The following is a 16,046-nucleotide window of genomic DNA, read 5'->3' as shown; positions in this document are numbered from 1 at the left end:
GTGCAGGCAGATCGGAGAACACGGACATGAACATCCTTATCCTCGGCAGTGGCGGGCGGGAACATGCGCTCGCCTGGGCGGTGATGCAGAACCCCAAATGTGACAAGCTGATCGTGGCACCGGGCAACGCGGGCATCGCCCAGATCGCCGATTGCGCCACCTTCGACATCGAGGACGGCGGCACCGTGGTGACCTTTGCCGAGGAAAACGCCATCGACTTCGTCATCGTCGGGCCCGAGGCACCGCTGGCCGCAGGTGTTGCCGACCGGCTGCGCGAGGCGGGCCTTCTGGTGTTCGGCCCCTCCGAGGCCGCCGCAAAACTGGAAGCCTCCAAAAGCTTCACCAAGGAAATCTGCGACGCGGCAAACGCCCCGACCGCAGGCTACGGCCATTTCACCGACGCGGACGCCGCCAAGGCGCATGTGCGCGAGCACGGAGTGCCCACAGTGGTCAAGGCCGACGGTCTGGCCGCAGGCAAAGGCGTCATCATCGCGATGACCGAGGAGGAGGCCATGGCCGCCATCGACGACATGTTCGGCGGCGTCTTCGGCGGTGCCGGCGCCGAGGTGGTGATCGAGGAATTCATGGAAGGCGAAGAGGCCTCCCTCTTCGTGCTGGTGGATGGCGAGGACGTGCTGGCAATCGGCTCCGCCCAAGACCACAAGCGCGTCGGCGAAGGCGACACCGGCCTCAATACCGGCGGCATGGGCGCCTACTCCCCCGCGCCGGTGCTGTCGGCTGAGGTCGAGACAAAGGCGATGGAAGAGATCGTGAAGCCCACCATGCGGGTGATGGCGGAACGCGGGATGCCCTATCAGGGCGTGCTCTATGCGGGTCTGATGATCAAGGACGGACAGCCCCGGCTGGTGGAATACAACGTCCGCTTCGGCGACCCGGAATGCCAGGTGCTGATGATGCGCCTCGGCGCCCAGGCGCTGGACCTGATGCAGGCCGCCGCCGAGGGCCGCCTGGGTGACGCGCAGGTAAACTGGGCCGATGACCATGCGATCACCGTAGTGATGGCGGCAGAGGGCTATCCCGGGTCTTACGAAAAATTCACCGAGATCAAGGGCCTGGACGCGCTGCCCGAAGACAGCAGCAATATGGTGTTCCATGCGGGCACCAAGGAACAGGACGGCAAGGTGCTCGCCGTTGGCGGCCGGGTGCTGAACGTGACCGCCCGGGGCGCTTCACTGCAAGAAGCCCGCGACCGCGCCTATGCGATGGTTGAGGGTGTCAGCTGGCCGCAGGGCTTCTTCCGCCGCGACATCGGCTGGCGCGCGCTGAAGTAAGACCGGCCGAGCAGGCACTCCCGTCTGTTTCAGAACCATCACAGATGGCTCAACACAGTTGGGCATGGCCGGGCGCTGCTGCGCCCGGCGGCGCAAGCGGCAAGCCCCGACGCCCAGTGAGGATACCGCACGCCGGGCTGTCCAGACCCGCCCGGTCGAATCCGACAGGACACCGCGCAAACTCCCCCCAGTCTGACGTTTTCGGCCACGTGCAGCGGTGGGGCGGGCCCTAGGTTGCAGGCGCGCCAAGGCGAGCCTCCCCTTTCGGGACCGGCACTCTCAGTTCCAGGTCTCGGATCCCCCGTCAGCCAGTTGCGCAATTGCCCTAGTCCCGCCTTTGAGCGAAGCGGAGTCCACTTTCGATGATCCTACGCGACAAACCCGGCCTGATGCAGCTGCTGTTTGCGCTGCGCGGCTCTGTCCTGCCCCGCATACTGCCCCGTATCCTCGGCCTCTCCGCCCTGTCGGCGCTGGTGCTGTGGATTGACGCCGATATCACCCGCCTGCCCCATACCAATGCCGCGCCTTTTGCGGTCTTTGGCATCGCGCTCTCGCTGTTTCTGGGGTTTCGCAACAATGCCGCCTATGACCGCTGGTGGGAAGGTCGCAAGCTCTGGGGACAGCTGGTCGCGGACCTGCGCAGCCTCAGCCGTGAGGTGGACCTGTTTGTTGCCGACCCGCAGAGCCGACGCCGGATCCTGCGGCTGGCCCTTGCGTTTTTGCATCTGCACCGCATCAACCTGCGCAAAGAACGCGACACCAGCGCCGCAACCCGCTGGGCAGGCGACGATTTCACCACCGCGCCACATCCGCCCTGCGCAGCGCTCGACGCCCTTGCCGCGACGCTGGCCACAGCCGCCGACGATGGGTTTGCCCGCAAGGCGCTGGCCGAACGCACCGCCAGCATGGCGCTGGCTCAGGCGGGCTGCGAACGCATTGCCACCACGCCGCTGCCCTATGTTTATTCACTGCTGGTGTTTCGCACGACCTACCTCTATTGCCTGCTGCTGCCCTTTGCGCTGATCGACAGCGCGGGCTGGCTGACGCCGATTTTCGTCGGCATTGTCGCCTATGTCTTCTTCGGCCTTGCAGAGGTGACCGAGGAGCTGTCTCACCCCTTTGGCGAAACGGTGAACGGCCTGCCGCTGGATGCCATCTGCCGGACCGTTGAACGCAGCCTGGCCCCAAAGCTGGGCGAGGAGGTACCGCCACCGCTGCAACCGATCGACTATTACCTCTCCTGACACCCCGACAGGATCAGCATGCCGGCTGGCAAGCACCTGTTTTCACGCTGCCTTCACTCCGCTAAGATCCTTGTAACAGCGACCGCACCCACTCCCGAAGGCTCAGCCCTGCCGCGGAGCTGCGGTCGCCGCGACAGGCAGGACATATGCAGGAACAGCAGGACCAGATGACGGCCAATAGCCAGCAGCCCCGCCCCGGCCTCGACGTCGGCACAGCGCCCATGGGCGATCCCGGCGCCGAGACGCTCGACCAGCTCTTTGCCACCCGTGACCTGATGCAGCTCGCCTATGATTTCCTGCCGGTGGGGATCGTTGTCACCGAAAACCGGGTCCTGCGCGACTGCAACCGGCGGTTCTGCGAGATGTTCGGCTACACCCGGCTGGACCTGCTCGATCAGCTCTTTGCCTTTCTCTACCCATCGCAGGAAGAATTTCTCAACCTGCGCAACCGGGGAAATGAGACATTGGGAGCCGGCGCGCCCTATTGGGACGAACGGGTGATGCGGCGCAAGGACGGCAGCCTGTTCTGGGTCCGGGTCCGTGGCCATAGCTTCACACCGCAGGAGCCGCTGGCACGCGCGGTCTGGAGCTTTGCCGATCTGTCCCGATCCCGGCCCTATCAACCCCTGACCCGGCGCGAACGCGAGGTCTATTCGCTGCTGTGCGAAGGCAAGACCAGCAAGGAAATCGCCCGAAGTCTGGAGCTGAGCTACCGTACGGTCGAGGTTCATCGCGCCCGGCTGTTGAAGAAGGTCGGCGTCAGCAATACCGCCGCGCTTTTCTCCTCTCTGGGTGACATCGACGGCGCCCATGTTGTGGGCACGCCCAGCCCGTGACGGCGTGAAATGCGCTCGCAATCGCACCGGGGCCCGCAAGATCCAACCGCTGTCACGGGCTGGGCGCGGGTTGCTCCACCATAGCCCTCCCCGGTTCCGGTTCCGGTTCCGGTTCCGGCAAAGATCGCGCCTCATGCCGCCGAAGTCGATCACGGGGCCGAGCGTCGGCACAAATTCCGCAGGCGGGGCCGATCAGATCAGCCCGCGTCCCTGATCGTACCGGGTAAGGCGCCAATGTCACGAAGGGTGACCGCAGGGGCCGACACTGGCCCGGCACCTTTGTCGCACTACCCGCGCGCTATCGGAACAGCGTGAAGACGGGATCGCTGAAGCCGCTCGACGCCAGATCACTGTTCAGCCCGCTCAGCAGCAGGAAGCGGTTTCTGAACTCGTCCAGCTTGTCAGGCTTCAGAAGATCCGCCGGATGGCTGGTGCCAAAAGACGACTGCGCACGTTCTTTCATTTCATCGACCTGGCGATCCACGTTCAGCTGGCCAAAGCTGGATGGCAGGCCCAATGCCGTCTCAAACACCGCTTTCAGCGGCGGTGAGCCGATGATGCCGAACCAATGGGCATCTTCACTGCCACCGGCATCCGCGATCGCTTGCAGCTCGCGCTCCAAGGCAAGGGCAAGGCGCATGTTCGGGTCACTCTCCCCGATGGCGGCCTCAAAATTCCGATCATTGTATAGACCCGCGATCTCCTCAGCGAAACCAGCGGGATAGGTGCGGTCATTGGTACCGGGGTTAAAAGCAAAGGCATGCGCCATGGCCTTCAGATTCGGATCCCGGTGCAGGTTTGCATAAGAAATTTCGGAGGACAGATCCGATTCAAAAGCCCTGATCATCACGTCAAAATCAAGTTCCCGCTCACTGATGTTGAACACATCCAGCCCCGCCTCAAAGGCATCGAAATCAAATACGAACCGCCGTGGCAGCTCATAGTTCTCCAATTTGCCGTCGACCTCATCGGCCAGCACCTTCATCCGGCTTGGCGCGGTGGGCCATTCGTTCTGAAACGCCTCGGCAAAATTATGGAACGCAAGATTTCCGGGCTGATTCACAAAAGAGCTTGGGTCCGAGAGATCGGACTCCAGCACATCACGCAGATAATCCTCGCCTGGGTTGCTCAGGTAGAACTGCTCCAGCGCATCCGCGAGCAGTTCAGGCTGAGACAGCAGCTCGTCGGGGCTGGTGAAACTGTTAATATCGGGGATCCCGAAACCAAAGGCGCGCGACATCGCCAGATAGCGCGGATCCTCCTGCTGGTTGACGGGCGATTCCGGATCATAGGGGTTTGATTCCAGCATCCGCTTGAGGAAGATCGAGTTGGTATATTCCAGATCGAAACTGTCCACGACTGCCTTCAGCAGATCCTCATTGGCCAGCAGCTCATCCGCATTGGCCGGACCATTGCCATCGTTCACGGCGAGGAATTCGCCCACCAGCGCCTCCATGCTGGTGCTGTAATCCGGCGGCCGGTTGAATTCGAACGCCTTGGCAAAATCCGCCAGTTTCGTATCGCTCAGCCGGTTCACAAAAGAGTTCGGATCGGTGGTATCGGATTCCAGGACCCGCATCAGAAAGAACTCGTTACCGGCGTATTTCTTCAGGCCAAAGTCATCCAGAGCCTGATTGAGCAGGGTCTGGTTCGACAGCAGATCCTCCGGGCTGGCGACAGTCACATAGGGTTTTTCTATGCTTGTGCTCGGCAGCTGCGGGCCGCTCTCACTGCCAAAGCCAAAGGTCTGCGCAAGACCAAGATAGCGGCTGTCGTTCAGCCGGTTGGCAAAAGAGGTGGGCTCAGACAGATCTGATTCCAGCACCTTCTTGATGAAGGCGCGGTTGTTGATGTCCTCTTCCAGACCAAAGGCGCCCAGGGCAACCTTCAGCACATTATAGTCGCCGAGCAGCTGATCAGCGGTCTGGATATTGTCGATTTTCCGCGTGAAGTCCTGCACCGCGCGATCAATGATCGGCGATTTTTCAAAAATCTCCTGCTGCTGGGCGCGGGTTCGGTCCAGAAAATTCCATCCGGCGATACCGGTTCCCAGCACATAGGGTGAAAAGGTCACGCGCCTGTCTCCTGCTTGCAAACGGGTTCCGCCACCGGCTGCGACAGCGCAATCCGGGGGGTGTCTTGATCAAGAGAATACGCGCAAAGTGGTGAACAAATCTGCAACGCAGGGGCGCACTGCGGCAACAGCCGGCAAGAAAATAAACCCAACTTTACCGAAGCGGCGCCGAGCATCTGCCGCCTGCCCGCTCAGTCGGCCTGAACCGGCCCCTCGCACCGCAGCGCCGCCGCCAGACCCGTCGCAGGCGAATATGCACCAATTTCCCGGCTGATCACGCGACCTGCCACAAGGGTGCTGACCATGATCCGGCTCCACCCGGCGTCCACAGTCAGCAGCTGCGGGCCATCACCGCAGTCCCGCAGCCCCGAGGTGATGAAACCCTCCCCGATGCGATGGTTCGTCAGCCCGGACCGCTGTGCGACCTGATGCAGCGCACCGTCGCGATAGCGCCAGATCCGTAGGGTTTTCGCCAGATGAGGACGGTCGATATAGGCGATCTCGATATGGCCGTCGCCATCCAGATCAGCCGCCGCGATCGGGGCCAGCCAGCGAAATCTCGTGCCGATATGCGGCGTCGCTGCCATCTTGCGCAGCGCCCCGTCATGCAGACCATAGATCGCCAGCTGCGCGCCCCTGCCCGGATCGCTTTCGACCACCACCACCTCCGGCAGCGCATCGCCCGTCACATCCCAGAGCCGTGGCGCCAGGTCCTCGAAGACCGCGCCAGCGACAGGCAGGGCCACACGATGGCGGGTGCCCCGGCTGTCCTGCACCACCAGGGCCGAATACTCGATGTGATCGCCCAGCACCCCATGCGGATAATGCGCGGTGGGTGCGGCGAATTCAGCGCCCGTCAGCCGGAGCGGATCCTGCGCCGCCGCAGCCGAAACCATTGCGGACAGCAGCCCGCCTGCACAGATCGCCCGCGCCAATGCACCAGGAATGGCAGGGCCCGCCCCGGACCCCGCCCGCCACGGGCGCAGCGCCTGACCTGCGCGGCGTCGAGACAGGGGCCAGGCGCGCCACAGATGACGCCGCGCCTGCGGCCCCAGCCGCATCAGATCTGTTTTTCGGGCATATGCACCACGAGACCGTTCAGATCATCCGTCACCTTGATCTGGCAGGTCAGACGCGAGCGCGCGGGATCCGGCTCATAGGCGAAATCCAGCATATCCTCTTCCATGTCGTCCTTGGCGGGGAGCTTCTCAACCCAGGCAGCATCGACATAGACATGGCAGGTCGAACAGGCGCAGGCGCCGCCGCAATCCGCTTCGATCCCGGGAATATTGTTGTCGCGCGCCCCTTCCATCACGGTCAGGCCATTGGCCACATCCACAACATGTTCGGCACCATTGTGTTCGACATAAGTGATCTTTGCCATCGTCAGCTGCATCCTTTTTCGCGTTGCGTCCGAGGTTGTAGCCAACCGCTGGCCACCGCGCCAGTCAGAAACCACCCGCGGGGCAAAACTCCTGCGCCGCGTTGCACCAGGCCCCCGCCCTCCCTGCGTCCTCCCCCTTTGGGTTGGTTGCCGGTCACGCGCCTTAGCTGAGCCGTCAGAGGATGGAACACCAACAGGCCCGGCGATAACGGGGCTTTGCGCTGGGGCGCGAACTGCGGTAGCCTAGCCCCGGATGCGCTCCGACGCGGGGCCATCCCGGCATCACGGCTGCCGGTATTTCGACACAGGTGTTTCGACACGGGGACTTTGTTCATGTCTGACCTCTTGCGCCCGCACGGGCCCTGGCTGGGGCAGGCCTTTTTGCGGCATATCTGCCGAGGCACAATCCTGTCGGCCACGGCGGGGCTGGTGGTGTTGCTTGCGGCCTGTACCGCGCCACAGACCGGTGGCAGCAGCCTGCAGGTGTCGCGCAATGCTCCCGCCGCCCCGCCCGGCGCTGCCCCCGGCAGCTGCTGGGGCACCCATACCACACCCGCCGTGATCGAAACCGTCACCGTTCAGGTGATGACCCGACCGGCCAGAACCGCCGCCGACGGGCAGGTGCTGGAACCGGCGCGGTTTCGCCGCGAGACCCGACAGGACATCGTGCGCCCGCGCCGCGAAAGCTGGTTTGAAACCCCCTGCCCGGTGGATATGACACCGCAATTCGTCGGCTCGGTCCAGCGTGCCCTGGCGGTGCGTGGCCTCTACCAAGGCCAGATCACCGGCATCCTGGATCGCGACACCCGCGCCGCCGTGCGCAAATTTCAGGAACGCGACGGGTTTGACAATGACCAGCTGTCACTGGTCAGCGCCCGCAGACTGGGGTTGGTAGCCGTTGAGAACTGATCCCCGCCCCGCCCCGTCCCCTAGCACCGAAGGTCTGATATGAGCCCATCGCCAGCCACCGGTGCCCTGCACAGTTCGGGCAGCTCCTCCGGCAACAGCACCGGTCGCGCGGCCTCCTCGGCCCGCCGCAAATGGCTGTTGCCCGACCGCGGGTTCCTCTCTGGTGCCTCCGACCGGTTGCTGGAAATGCTTGACAGCCAGGCCAGTGAGGTCCTCCTGCAGGCTGGCGAAGAACTGTTTGAACAGGGGGATGAGGGCGACGCGCTCTATGCCATCGTCAGTGGCGCGATTGAATTCTCCACCCTGTCCTCTGCCGGGCGCAAACTGTCGCTGGACATCATGCGCCCCGGTGCCGTCTTCGGCGAGATCGCCCTGTTTGACCCCGGCCCCCGCACCGCGACCGCAACCGCGCTGGAGCCCAGCCGCCTGCGCCGACTGCGCAGCGGCGACGTGCTCGCCAAGCTGCAACACCATCCCTCGCTCGCCGGAGATCTGCTGCGCCTCGCCGGTCAGCGGATGCGCTGGATGAACACGCAATACAGCGAACAGGTGTTTCTGCCGATGCCGGTGCGGCTGGCGCGCAAACTGCTGTATCTCACCACCGAAGGCGGCGACGGGCGGCTGTCGCTGTCACAGAGCGAGCTGGCTGAATTTGTCGGCGCCACCCGCGAGGCGGTCTCCAAAACCCTGTCGCAGTGGAAACGCAGCGATGTGATCGACATCAGCCGTGGCGGTCTTACCATCCGCGACCGGGCTGCGCTGCGGCTGCTGTCGGACCCCGACATCGGCTGACAAAGCCGCAGGCTCGGATCTCCGCAGGCCCCGGATCCTCCCGCCGCACCTTTTCCCAAAGACTGCCCTCGCCAGCCGGGAAGCGCGCCGCGCGCGGGACCGGCAATCGGACAAATCTTAATCCATTGTGAACTGGGTTACAGACCAGACCGTTCCGGGCAGGGCATGGTCATGACAGGTTGCCGTTATCCGTTCCATCCCAACGGCATCCTGTCCCATCAAGAGCCATGTGTCACGGCACATGGCTCGACGGGACCCAGGGACATCCGCCGGGCGCAACCGGGGACCAATGCGCCATCTGGGGCGGCGGATATCTACGAACAGCTTGTTGGATCGAACAGAAGGTGCCTGGGGGGTGCCTGGGGTCATTGGACCCATGTGCAGACGCCTCCCGTCGGCGTGAGTCCGTGACACGCCGGACCTGTGGGCCGGGGGCAATTTCGCCACCCTGTGATGATCCACGCAAAAGGGCCGAGCATCCCTGCCCGGCCCTTTTGTTATTGTATCTGCTTGTTATGGTATCTGCCTTACGCGCACGTCAGGCGCCTGTCTGCGGCCTGTCTGTGGCAGGTGACCGGACAGATCGGGCCGCCCACCGACGGGCGGCCCTTGACGGATCACTCCGACAGGTTCAGCGCCACGAACCGCGGCTCACCGGCACGGCGCACCAGCAAGAGCAGCGACTTGCGACCGGCTTCCTTGGCTTCGTCGATACGCGCTTCCAGCTCGCTGATCGAGGTCAGTTTCTGCTGGCCCGCCTCGGTGATCAGATCGCCGGCACGCATGCCTTTTTCCCAGGCTTCCGAACTTTCATCTACCGAGGTGATCACCAGACCATCCATGCCATCGGGCACGTTCAGCTCGCTGCGCTGCTCATCGCTCAGACGGCTGACGGTCAGACCCAGCAGCTGTTTCTCCGCCGTATCCGGCGCGCTGTCATCACCAGCGGCAGGCGTGCTCTGGCGCTGCGCATCTTCGCGACGGCCGAGGGTCACGCGCAGGGTTTCGGTCTTGCCTTCGCGGAACACCCGCACCCGCACGGCTTTGCCGACTTCGGTATTGCCGACCTGACGCACCAGACCGCGGGTGTCCTTCACATCGACCCCGTCAAAGGACAGGATGACATCACCCGCCAACAGGCCGGCCTCTTTCGCCGGGCCTTCCGGCACATCGGTCACCAGCGCGCCCTTGGCACTGTCCAGACCCATTGCCTCGGCCACATCGGTGGTCACATCCTGAATGCGGACGCCCAGCCAGCCGCGGCGGGTTTCGCCGAACTCTTTCAGCTGGTTCACCACCTTGCTGACCACATTGGAAGCCATCGAGAAACCGATCCCAATCGAGCCGCCGTTGGGCGACAGGATCGCCGTGTTCACACCGACGACCTGACCATCCATGTTGAACAGCGGTCCGCCGGAGTTGCCCCGGTTGATCGCCGCATCGGTCTGGATGTAGTCGTCATAAGACCCCGACAGCTCGCGGTTGCGCGCTGACACGATCCCGGCAGACAGCGAGAAGCCCTGCCCCAGCGGGTTGCCCATCGCGACAACCCAGTCGCCAACGCGGGCCAGATCACTGTCGCCAAATTTGACAAAGGTCAGCGGCATCGGCGCATCGACCTTCAACAGCGCGATATCGGTGTTGGGGTCAGTGCCGACCACCTTTGCGGGCAGCGGCTGCGACGGCTGGCCTTCACCGGGGAAGAATTCGATCTCGATCTCATCGGCTTCTTCGATCACGTGGTTGTTGGTGACGATATAGCCATCTTCAGAAATCACAAACCCCGATCCCAGCGCCGAAGAGCGGCGCGGACGGTCGCCCTGATCGCCGTTGCGGTCCTGGAACTCCCGAAAGAAATCCTCAAAAGGTGAGCCCTCGGGCACGATGCCCTGCGGACCGGTGCGTCCCTCAACAACAGTTGTCGTGGTGATATTCACCACCGCCCGGCTCACCTTGTCGGCCAGCGGGGCCAGGCTTTCAGGCCGGGCCTGGGCGATGGCCACCTGCGCCAGCACCATCAGGGTGCTGATCATGGCCAGCCAGAGCAGGCGCCACTGCGTCGCCTGCCGCGCGGGGGCGCGGGCAAGGGCGCGGGCGCCGCTGATTGTGTTGTTCTTTGCCTGTGGCTGCACGAAACTACTCCTTAGTTGTCGCCATATTCCAAATCCTGCGGCGGGCCTGGGCGGGCGGGCGCCTCTGGATCCGCTGCGGGTCATGGGCGTTAATGTAGTCTTTCCAAGAACCGTCACAACGAATGTTGCACGTATTCAATTCGAAGTGAAACCCGGTGAGCTGCCGCCGGGGAAGCTTTTACAGAAAAGGGGCCAGCCTCACGGCCAGCCCCTGTCTGATGTCTCGTCAATCCACGCAAAGCTTCTGCGGGCCGATCATTGCTGCGCAGCCGCTGCCGGTTTGCCGCTTGAGGATTTCAGATAGTTGAAAAACTCATTGTTCGGCGACAGCACCATGGTGGAGTTCCCGGCCTGCAACGAGGTCGCATAGGCATTGAGCGAACGGTAGAATTCAAAGAACTCCGGGTCCGCGCCATAAGCCTGCGCAAAGATCGCGTTGCGTTCGGCGTCCGCTTCACCGCGGATGATCTCCGCTTCGCGCTGCGCATCTGAGACCAGCTCAACCACGGTCCGGTCAGCCTGCGCCCGGATCCGCTGGGCGGCCTCGTTACCACGGGCACGCTCATCGGTCGCTTCGCGCACACGCTCCGCCCGCATCCGCTCAAAGGTCGCGTCGAGGTTTTCGGTAGGCAGGTCGGTCCGCTTCAGCCGCACGTCGATGATGGTGATCCCCAATGAACGGGCATCGCTGATAGCCCCGTTGCGGATCCGCAGCATCAGCGCCGCCCGGTCCGAGGACAGGATATCGTTTGAGCTGACAGAGCCGAGGATCTCACGGGTTTGCGCCCGCAGGATCGAGTCCAGCCTGTTTTCAGCCGTTGCGATACCACCGGCACCCACCGCCTGACGGAACCGGTTCACATCGGTGATCCGATAGCGGGCAAAGGCATCGACCACCAGACGGCGGTCATCCGACGGGGTGATTTCCAGCGGGTCGATATCCCGGCTCAGAATGCGGTCGTCATAACGCACCACTTCCTGGATCAGCGGGATCTTGAACGCCAGCCCCGGCTCTTCCTTGACCGAGACAACCCGGCCAAACTGCAGAACTAGCGCCTTTTCGCGCTCGTCGACGATGAACACCGAGGACAGTGCCGTGATCGCCACGATCACCAGCGCGGGCAGCAAGAGAGTTGATTTACGCATCAGTTGCTTCCTCCACGGCGCAGTTCATTAAGCGGCAGATATGGCACCACGCCCTGTCCTTCGCCGGTTTGCTCATCCAGGATGATCTTGTCGACGCGGCTCAGCACCTTCTCCATGGTCTCGATATAAAGACGTTTGCGGGTCACATCCGGGGCCTTTTCATATTCGGTCAGAACCGCAGAGAAACGGCTGGCTTCACCCTGGGCTTCGTTCACGACACGTGCACGATACCCTTCGGCTTTCTCCAGCAGTTCCGCCGCCTGACCACGGGCCTCGGCCAGCGCGTTGTTGGCATAGGCATCCGCTTCGTTCTGGCGCCGGTCACGTTCCTGTTCAGCCGCCTGAACATCCCGGAACGCCGCGATCACCGATGCGGGCGGGTCGGCCTTGTCAAAGTTCACCCGGATGATGTTGATCCCACTGTCATAGTCATCCAGCGTGAACTGGATCAGGTCCTGCAAACGCGAGGCAATCGCGCCCCGGTCCCGGTTCAGGATCGGCGCCAGCTCGGACTGGGCGATAATCTCGCGCATTGCCGATTCAGAAACCGCGCGGATCGTGGTGCGGGCATCGCGCAGGTTGAACAGGTATTTCGCCGGATCATTGATGTTCCAGACCACCTGAAAGTCGATATCGACGATGTTCTCGTCGCCGGTCAGCATCAGCCCTGCATCGGAGCTGATACCGCCACCGACGCCGATGTCTTCGGTCTGTTCACGGGTCACCGGCAGGATTTCCTTGGTCACCAGCGGCCAGGGCGCGAAGTTCAGGCCCGGCTGCCCGGTTGCGGAATACTCCCCAAGGAACAGCTCAACCGACTGTTCTTCCGGCTTCACCGTGTAAAAGCTGGCAAAAGCCCAGAAGCCAACCGCAGCCAGCGCGCCCAGCGCAAGGGTGCCCTTGGTCAACTGCGGGCCACCGCCGCCGCCAGCACCACCGCGACCGCCGCCGCCGGTGCCACCACCGCGACCGCCCATCAGAACGCGCAGCTGCTCCTGGCCTTTCTTGACCAGCTCGTCGATCTCGGGGATCTGACCTTCATCAGGACGACGTCCGCCGCCCCGGTTGTCGTCACCGCCCTGGTTGTTGCCTCTGTTGCCTGAGCCGCCAGAAGAGCCGCCGCCCCCCCAGGGGCCACCATTATTGCCCGCCATATGTGTCCAATCCCTATCTTGCCGCCCATCGCGGCTTGGTGTTCTACCTGTGTGTTCTGCCTGAGAAATCAAGCCGTCCGCACCGGTGTCTTCATCGTGACCAGCTCTTCCGACATCGTCGGATGCACCGCCACGGTGCGATCAAAGTCTTCTTTTGTTGCGCCCATTTTTACGGCGATGCCAGCCAGCTGGATCATTTCACCCGCACCGGGGGCGACAATATGACATCCCAGCACCTTGCGCGTGGCCTTGGAGACGATCAGCTTCATCAGCACCCGCTGCGCCCGCCCGGCAAAGGCCTGCTGCATCGGTTTGAAGGAGGTCGCATAGACCTCGATCTCCTCCTGCTCTGCCGCCGCTTCCTCGCTCAGCCCAACGGTGCCCATTTCCGGCTGGGTGAAGATCGCCGTCGGAATAAGGTCATGGTCCGGGCTGGTCGGATTGCCGTTGAACACCGTCTCGACAAAGGCCATGCCCTCGCGGATGGCGACCGGTGTCAGGTTCACCCGGTTGGTCACATCCCCCACCGCATAGATCGAGGGCACGCCAGTCTGGCTGTACTGGTCAACCACGATGGCGCCCGCGCGATCACGGGCAACGCCCAGATCCTCCAGGCCGAGGTTGTCGGCATTGGGGCTGCGTCCGGTGGCGAACATCACTTGATCGAACAGGTTCTCATCGCCATTGGTCGCTTTCACCCAGATCTTGTCGCCCTCTTTGCGCATCTCCAGCACATTGGTGCCCAGATGCAGATCAATACCGGACTGGCACATCTCTTCGGAGATCAGCCCGCGTGCCTCATCATCAAAGCCGCGCAGGATCTGCGCACCGCGATAATACTGCGTGGTCTTGACCCCCAGCCCGTTCATGATGCCGGCAAATTCGCAGGCGATATAGCCACCGCCGACAATCAGCATGGTTTCGGGCAGTTTCTCCAGATGGAAGATCTCATTCGAGGTGATCGCCAGCTCCGAGCCGGGGAACTCCGGCGTGATCGGCCAGCCACCGGTGGCAATCAGGATGTGTTTTGCCGTCTTGCGGGTGCCATCGGCCAGTTCGACCGTATGGGCATCCGCCAGTTTGGCACGCTGATCAAAGGTCTCGACCTCGTTGTTCTTCAGGATGTTCCGATAGATCCCTTCCAGCCGGTCCAGCTCGGCGTGCAGTTTGGTCTTGAACCGATCCCAGTCAAAGCTGCCGGGCGACAGATCCCAGCCATAGGCCTGCGCGTCCTCGACCATCCCTGCGTATTCGCTGGCAAACACCATCAGCTTCTTCGGCACACAGCCCCGGATCACACAGGTGCCGCCGTAACGGTCTTCCTCGGCCAGCGCCACCTTCACGCCCTGCTGCGCAGCCACCCGCGCCGCACGCACCCCACCGGAGCCGCCGCCGATAACAAAGAGATCGTAATCAAAGCTCATATAAGTCGCCCTTCTCATATCTTGCGCGAGGTATCCCATAGCGCAGAGGTAATTGCCAGTCTCGCAGGTGGGGACACTGCGCCCTGATTGTTATGCCCAGGTGCGGTTTAGTCGCGAAACCGTGAAAAGCGCGTGAAGAGACCGAGACGCTTGTGACAAAGCAGTCTAATCTACAACCGCCTTGCCGTAAGACGAGGACCAATCCGGCCAATACGAGGCGAACGCAGCCTGAAACCGCCGTGTTTCAATTGTATCAGCGTTTTCCAATGGGCATCGAAGTTTGGTCAATGAGCCGTCTTCAGCGCGCACGAGAATCGACGCATACCGGTATCGCCGAAAGGGCACGAGACGCAGATCCGATGGCTTTTCCTGAACAGCGACAACTCTCGACCAAGGGATCCTAGCAGAGGATGAGCAGAGGCCTGTGCGTGTCGTAATTCCCTTTGCAGAGACCTCTGCCCAGCTGAGAGGGATCCCATCCCACAGAAAGCACAAAAGCGTCAGCAAATACAGATAGGTCAACGGCGCTAGGTAAGGGACCTCGAAATCGGGCTGATCCAGCACCCACCAATTGTTTTTCTGCGACACCGAAGCGATGAGCAGTGCAAGCGAGAACACAAGGAACGGTGTTGCCGGGACACGCAGCCTCACCGACAGGGAAACCGGCCGGTCCCACGTCTCAGGATCGGCAGCCGATATGTTAGATGTGGTTTGCATGTCGGTGGTCGTCATATGGTTCCAGATATCGCGGTGGCCGACAAAAGCCCAGCCGTCTGGCCCTATCCGTTGCACCTCAATCCATCAGATCCGTGAACAGATTCTCGGTCTCGACAAAATCCAGCCGGTCGATTTCCACCGTACCCTCATTGATGTCGCGCACCTCGACCCTGCCATCGCCATAGCCGACCACCACGGTGTCACAGATATCGACGAACAGCCCGTTCTCGACCACGCCGGGGATCTGGTTCAGCACCAGCGCCATCTGCCGCACGTTGCCGATCCGGTTGAGATGCAGATCCAGAATATGGTTGCCCTCATCGGTCACCAGCGCCGCATCGCCGTTCATCCGCAGCGTTGTCTTGCGGCCCATCACGTCCATCGCCACCAGTGTCTCCTCCAGCAGCGCCTGCGTGGTCTGCCAGCCAAAGGGGATCACCTCCACCGGCAAGGGAAAGGCGCCGAGCGTCTCGACTTCCTTGGCCTTGTCGGCGATCACCACCATCCGGTCCGAAGCGGTGGCGACGATCTTTTCCTGCAACAGCGCACCGCCGCCCCCCTTGATCAAGTTCAGATCGCGGTCGAACTCATCAGCGCCGTCAATGGTCAGATCCAGCCATTTCGCCTCATCCAGCGAGACGACCTCGATGCCCACTTCCAGCGCCAGCTCCGCCGTACGGCGCGAGGTCGGCACGCCCTTGATCCGCAGCCCGTCGGTCTGCACCATCTCACCCAGACAACGCACCAGCCAGGCCGCCGTCGACCCGGTCCCGAGCCCAACCCGCATCCCGTCCTCGACCATCTCCGCTGCCCGTTTGGCGGCAACGAACTTGGCCTTGTCGATAGGCGATAGTTCTCCTGTCATGGCAGCATCTCCCTGAAGCTATCTTCTGGTGGTATAAGCCTAATCCGCCCCCGGCGCGAGAGGCCAGCGCCCGCGCG

Annotated in this window: 14 protein-coding genes; 5 read left to right on the top strand and 9 right to left on the bottom strand. The window is 62.7% G+C overall.

Translation table 11 applies throughout. The features are described from left to right. Nucleotides 1–26 precede the first annotated feature (26 nt). The 3 genes from purD to VXL81_RS14850 all read left to right on the top strand — a co-directional run bounded on the left by purD (nt 27) and on the right by VXL81_RS14850 (nt 3,372). Nucleotides 27–1,292, top strand: a complete 1,266-nt coding sequence (purD, locus tag VXL81_RS14860; RefSeq protein ID WP_416554888.1) for a phosphoribosylamine--glycine ligase — start codon at nt 27–29, stop codon at nt 1,290–1,292. 362 nt (nt 1,293–1,654) lie between these two features. Continuing rightward, the gene (locus VXL81_RS14855) at nt 1,655–2,536 is read left to right on the top strand and encodes a bestrophin family protein (RefSeq protein ID WP_340546122.1); all 882 of its coding nucleotides are present in this window, start codon (nt 1,655–1,657) and stop codon (nt 2,534–2,536) included. Between the two features lie 221 nt (nt 2,537–2,757). Continuing rightward, nucleotides 2,758–3,372: a LuxR C-terminal-related transcriptional regulator gene (locus tag VXL81_RS14850; RefSeq protein ID WP_416555046.1), complete on the top strand. Its 615-nt coding sequence runs from the start codon at nt 2,758–2,760 to the stop codon at nt 3,370–3,372. A gap of 298 nt (nt 3,373–3,670) precedes the next feature. Here VXL81_RS14850 and VXL81_RS14845 read toward each other — a convergent pair whose 3' ends face one another. From VXL81_RS14845 to VXL81_RS14835, 3 genes are all read right to left on the bottom strand, one after another. Then, nucleotides 3,671–5,446 (bottom strand): DUF1217 domain-containing protein, encoded by a 1,776-nt coding sequence (locus VXL81_RS14845; RefSeq protein WP_416554886.1) that lies wholly within the window; start codon nt 5,444–5,446, stop codon nt 3,671–3,673. Nucleotides 5,447–5,637: 191 nt separating this feature from the next. Continuing rightward, nucleotides 5,638–6,507: an FG-GAP repeat domain-containing protein gene (locus tag VXL81_RS14840; protein WP_416554884.1), complete on the bottom strand. Its 870-nt coding sequence runs from the start codon at nt 6,505–6,507 to the stop codon at nt 5,638–5,640. Next, entirely contained in the window at nt 6,507–6,830 is a 324-nt protein-coding gene (locus VXL81_RS14835) for a 2Fe-2S iron-sulfur cluster-binding protein (protein WP_340546125.1), read from the bottom strand. Before VXL81_RS14835 ends, VXL81_RS14840 begins: the two co-directional genes overlap by 1 nt. A 333-nt stretch (nt 6,831–7,163) precedes the next feature. Between VXL81_RS14835 and VXL81_RS14830 the strand changes: the two genes are divergently transcribed. Both VXL81_RS14830 and VXL81_RS14825 read left to right on the top strand, forming a co-directional pair. Continuing rightward, a complete protein-coding gene (locus VXL81_RS14830; protein WP_416554882.1) occupies nt 7,164–7,739 on the top strand; it encodes a peptidoglycan-binding domain-containing protein in 576 nt (191 codons plus the stop codon). A 39-nt stretch (nt 7,740–7,778) separates the two neighbouring features. Beyond that, entirely contained in the window at nt 7,779–8,531 is a 753-nt protein-coding gene (locus tag VXL81_RS14825; RefSeq protein ID WP_340546127.1) for a Crp/Fnr family transcriptional regulator, read from the top strand. 617 nt (nt 8,532–9,148) lie between these two features. Here the strand turns inward: VXL81_RS14825 and VXL81_RS14820 are convergent. The 6 genes from VXL81_RS14820 to rpiA form a co-directional block, all read right to left on the bottom strand. Beyond that, the gene (locus tag VXL81_RS14820) at nt 9,149–10,663 is read right to left on the bottom strand and encodes a Do family serine endopeptidase (RefSeq protein WP_416539086.1); all 1,515 of its coding nucleotides are present in this window, start codon (nt 10,661–10,663) and stop codon (nt 9,149–9,151) included. Between the two features lie 255 nt (nt 10,664–10,918). Continuing rightward, a complete protein-coding gene (gene hflC, locus VXL81_RS14815; protein WP_340546129.1) occupies nt 10,919–11,809 on the bottom strand; it encodes a protease modulator HflC in 891 nt (296 codons plus the stop codon). After that, entirely contained in the window at nt 11,809–12,963 is a 1,155-nt protein-coding gene (gene hflK / locus VXL81_RS14810) for an FtsH protease activity modulator HflK (protein WP_061049028.1), read from the bottom strand. The genes hflC and hflK overlap by 1 nt, the downstream gene beginning before the upstream one ends. A 68-nt stretch (nt 12,964–13,031) precedes the next feature. Next, on the bottom strand, nt 13,032–14,387 hold the full coding sequence (gene gor / locus VXL81_RS14805; RefSeq protein ID WP_340546130.1) for a glutathione-disulfide reductase: 1,356 nt from the start codon (nt 14,385–14,387) through the stop codon (nt 13,032–13,034). Nucleotides 14,388–14,552: 165 nt separating this feature from the next. Further along, nucleotides 14,553–15,119: a hypothetical protein gene (locus VXL81_RS14800; protein WP_416554880.1), complete on the bottom strand. Its 567-nt coding sequence runs from the start codon at nt 15,117–15,119 to the stop codon at nt 14,553–14,555. Between the two features lie 61 nt (nt 15,120–15,180). Next, complete coding sequence (rpiA, locus tag VXL81_RS14795) at nt 15,181–15,969, bottom strand: ribose-5-phosphate isomerase RpiA (protein ID WP_340546131.1); 789 nt, start codon at nt 15,967–15,969, stop codon at nt 15,181–15,183. Nucleotides 15,970–16,046 lie beyond the last annotated feature (77 nt).

Source organism: Phaeobacter sp. JH204B (assembly GCF_048055755.1).
GTDB classification, from domain to species: Bacteria; Pseudomonadota; Alphaproteobacteria; order Rhodobacterales; family Rhodobacteraceae; genus Phaeobacter; species Phaeobacter bryozoorum.
The sequence above is the reverse complement of the archived record's forward strand: the minus strand, read 5'-3'. Positions and strand labels throughout refer to the sequence as shown.

Bases quoted from the DNA above. Each gene is read 5' to 3' on its own strand.
- VXL81_RS14835 (WP_340546125.1), bottom strand. From the start codon at position 6,830: ATGGCAAAGATCACTTATGTCGAACACAATGGTGCCGAACATGTTGTG.
- VXL81_RS14800 (WP_416554880.1), bottom strand. From the start codon at position 15,119: ATGACGACCACCGACATGCAAACCACATCTAACATATCGGCTGCCGAT.
- rpiA (WP_340546131.1), bottom strand. From the start codon at position 15,969: ATGACAGGAGAACTATCGCCTATCGACAAGGCCAAGTTCGTTGCCGCC.
- gor (WP_340546130.1), bottom strand. From the start codon at position 14,387: ATGAGCTTTGATTACGATCTCTTTGTTATCGGCGGCGGCTCCGGTGGG.
- hflK (WP_061049028.1), bottom strand. From the start codon at position 12,963: ATGGCGGGCAATAATGGTGGCCCCTGGGGGGGCGGCGGCTCTTCTGGC.
- hflC (WP_340546129.1), bottom strand. From the start codon at position 11,809: ATGCGTAAATCAACTCTCTTGCTGCCCGCGCTGGTGATCGTGGCGATC.
- purD (WP_416554888.1), top strand. From the start codon at position 27: ATGAACATCCTTATCCTCGGCAGTGGCGGGCGGGAACATGCGCTCGCC.
- VXL81_RS14855 (WP_340546122.1), top strand. From the start codon at position 1,655: ATGATCCTACGCGACAAACCCGGCCTGATGCAGCTGCTGTTTGCGCTG.
- VXL81_RS14850 (WP_416555046.1), top strand. From the start codon at position 2,758: ATGGGCGATCCCGGCGCCGAGACGCTCGACCAGCTCTTTGCCACCCGT.
- VXL81_RS14840 (WP_416554884.1), bottom strand. From the start codon at position 6,507: ATGCGGCTGGGGCCGCAGGCGCGGCGTCATCTGTGGCGCGCCTGGCCC.
- VXL81_RS14830 (WP_416554882.1), top strand. From the start codon at position 7,164: ATGTCTGACCTCTTGCGCCCGCACGGGCCCTGGCTGGGGCAGGCCTTT.
- VXL81_RS14825 (WP_340546127.1), top strand. From the start codon at position 7,779: ATGAGCCCATCGCCAGCCACCGGTGCCCTGCACAGTTCGGGCAGCTCC.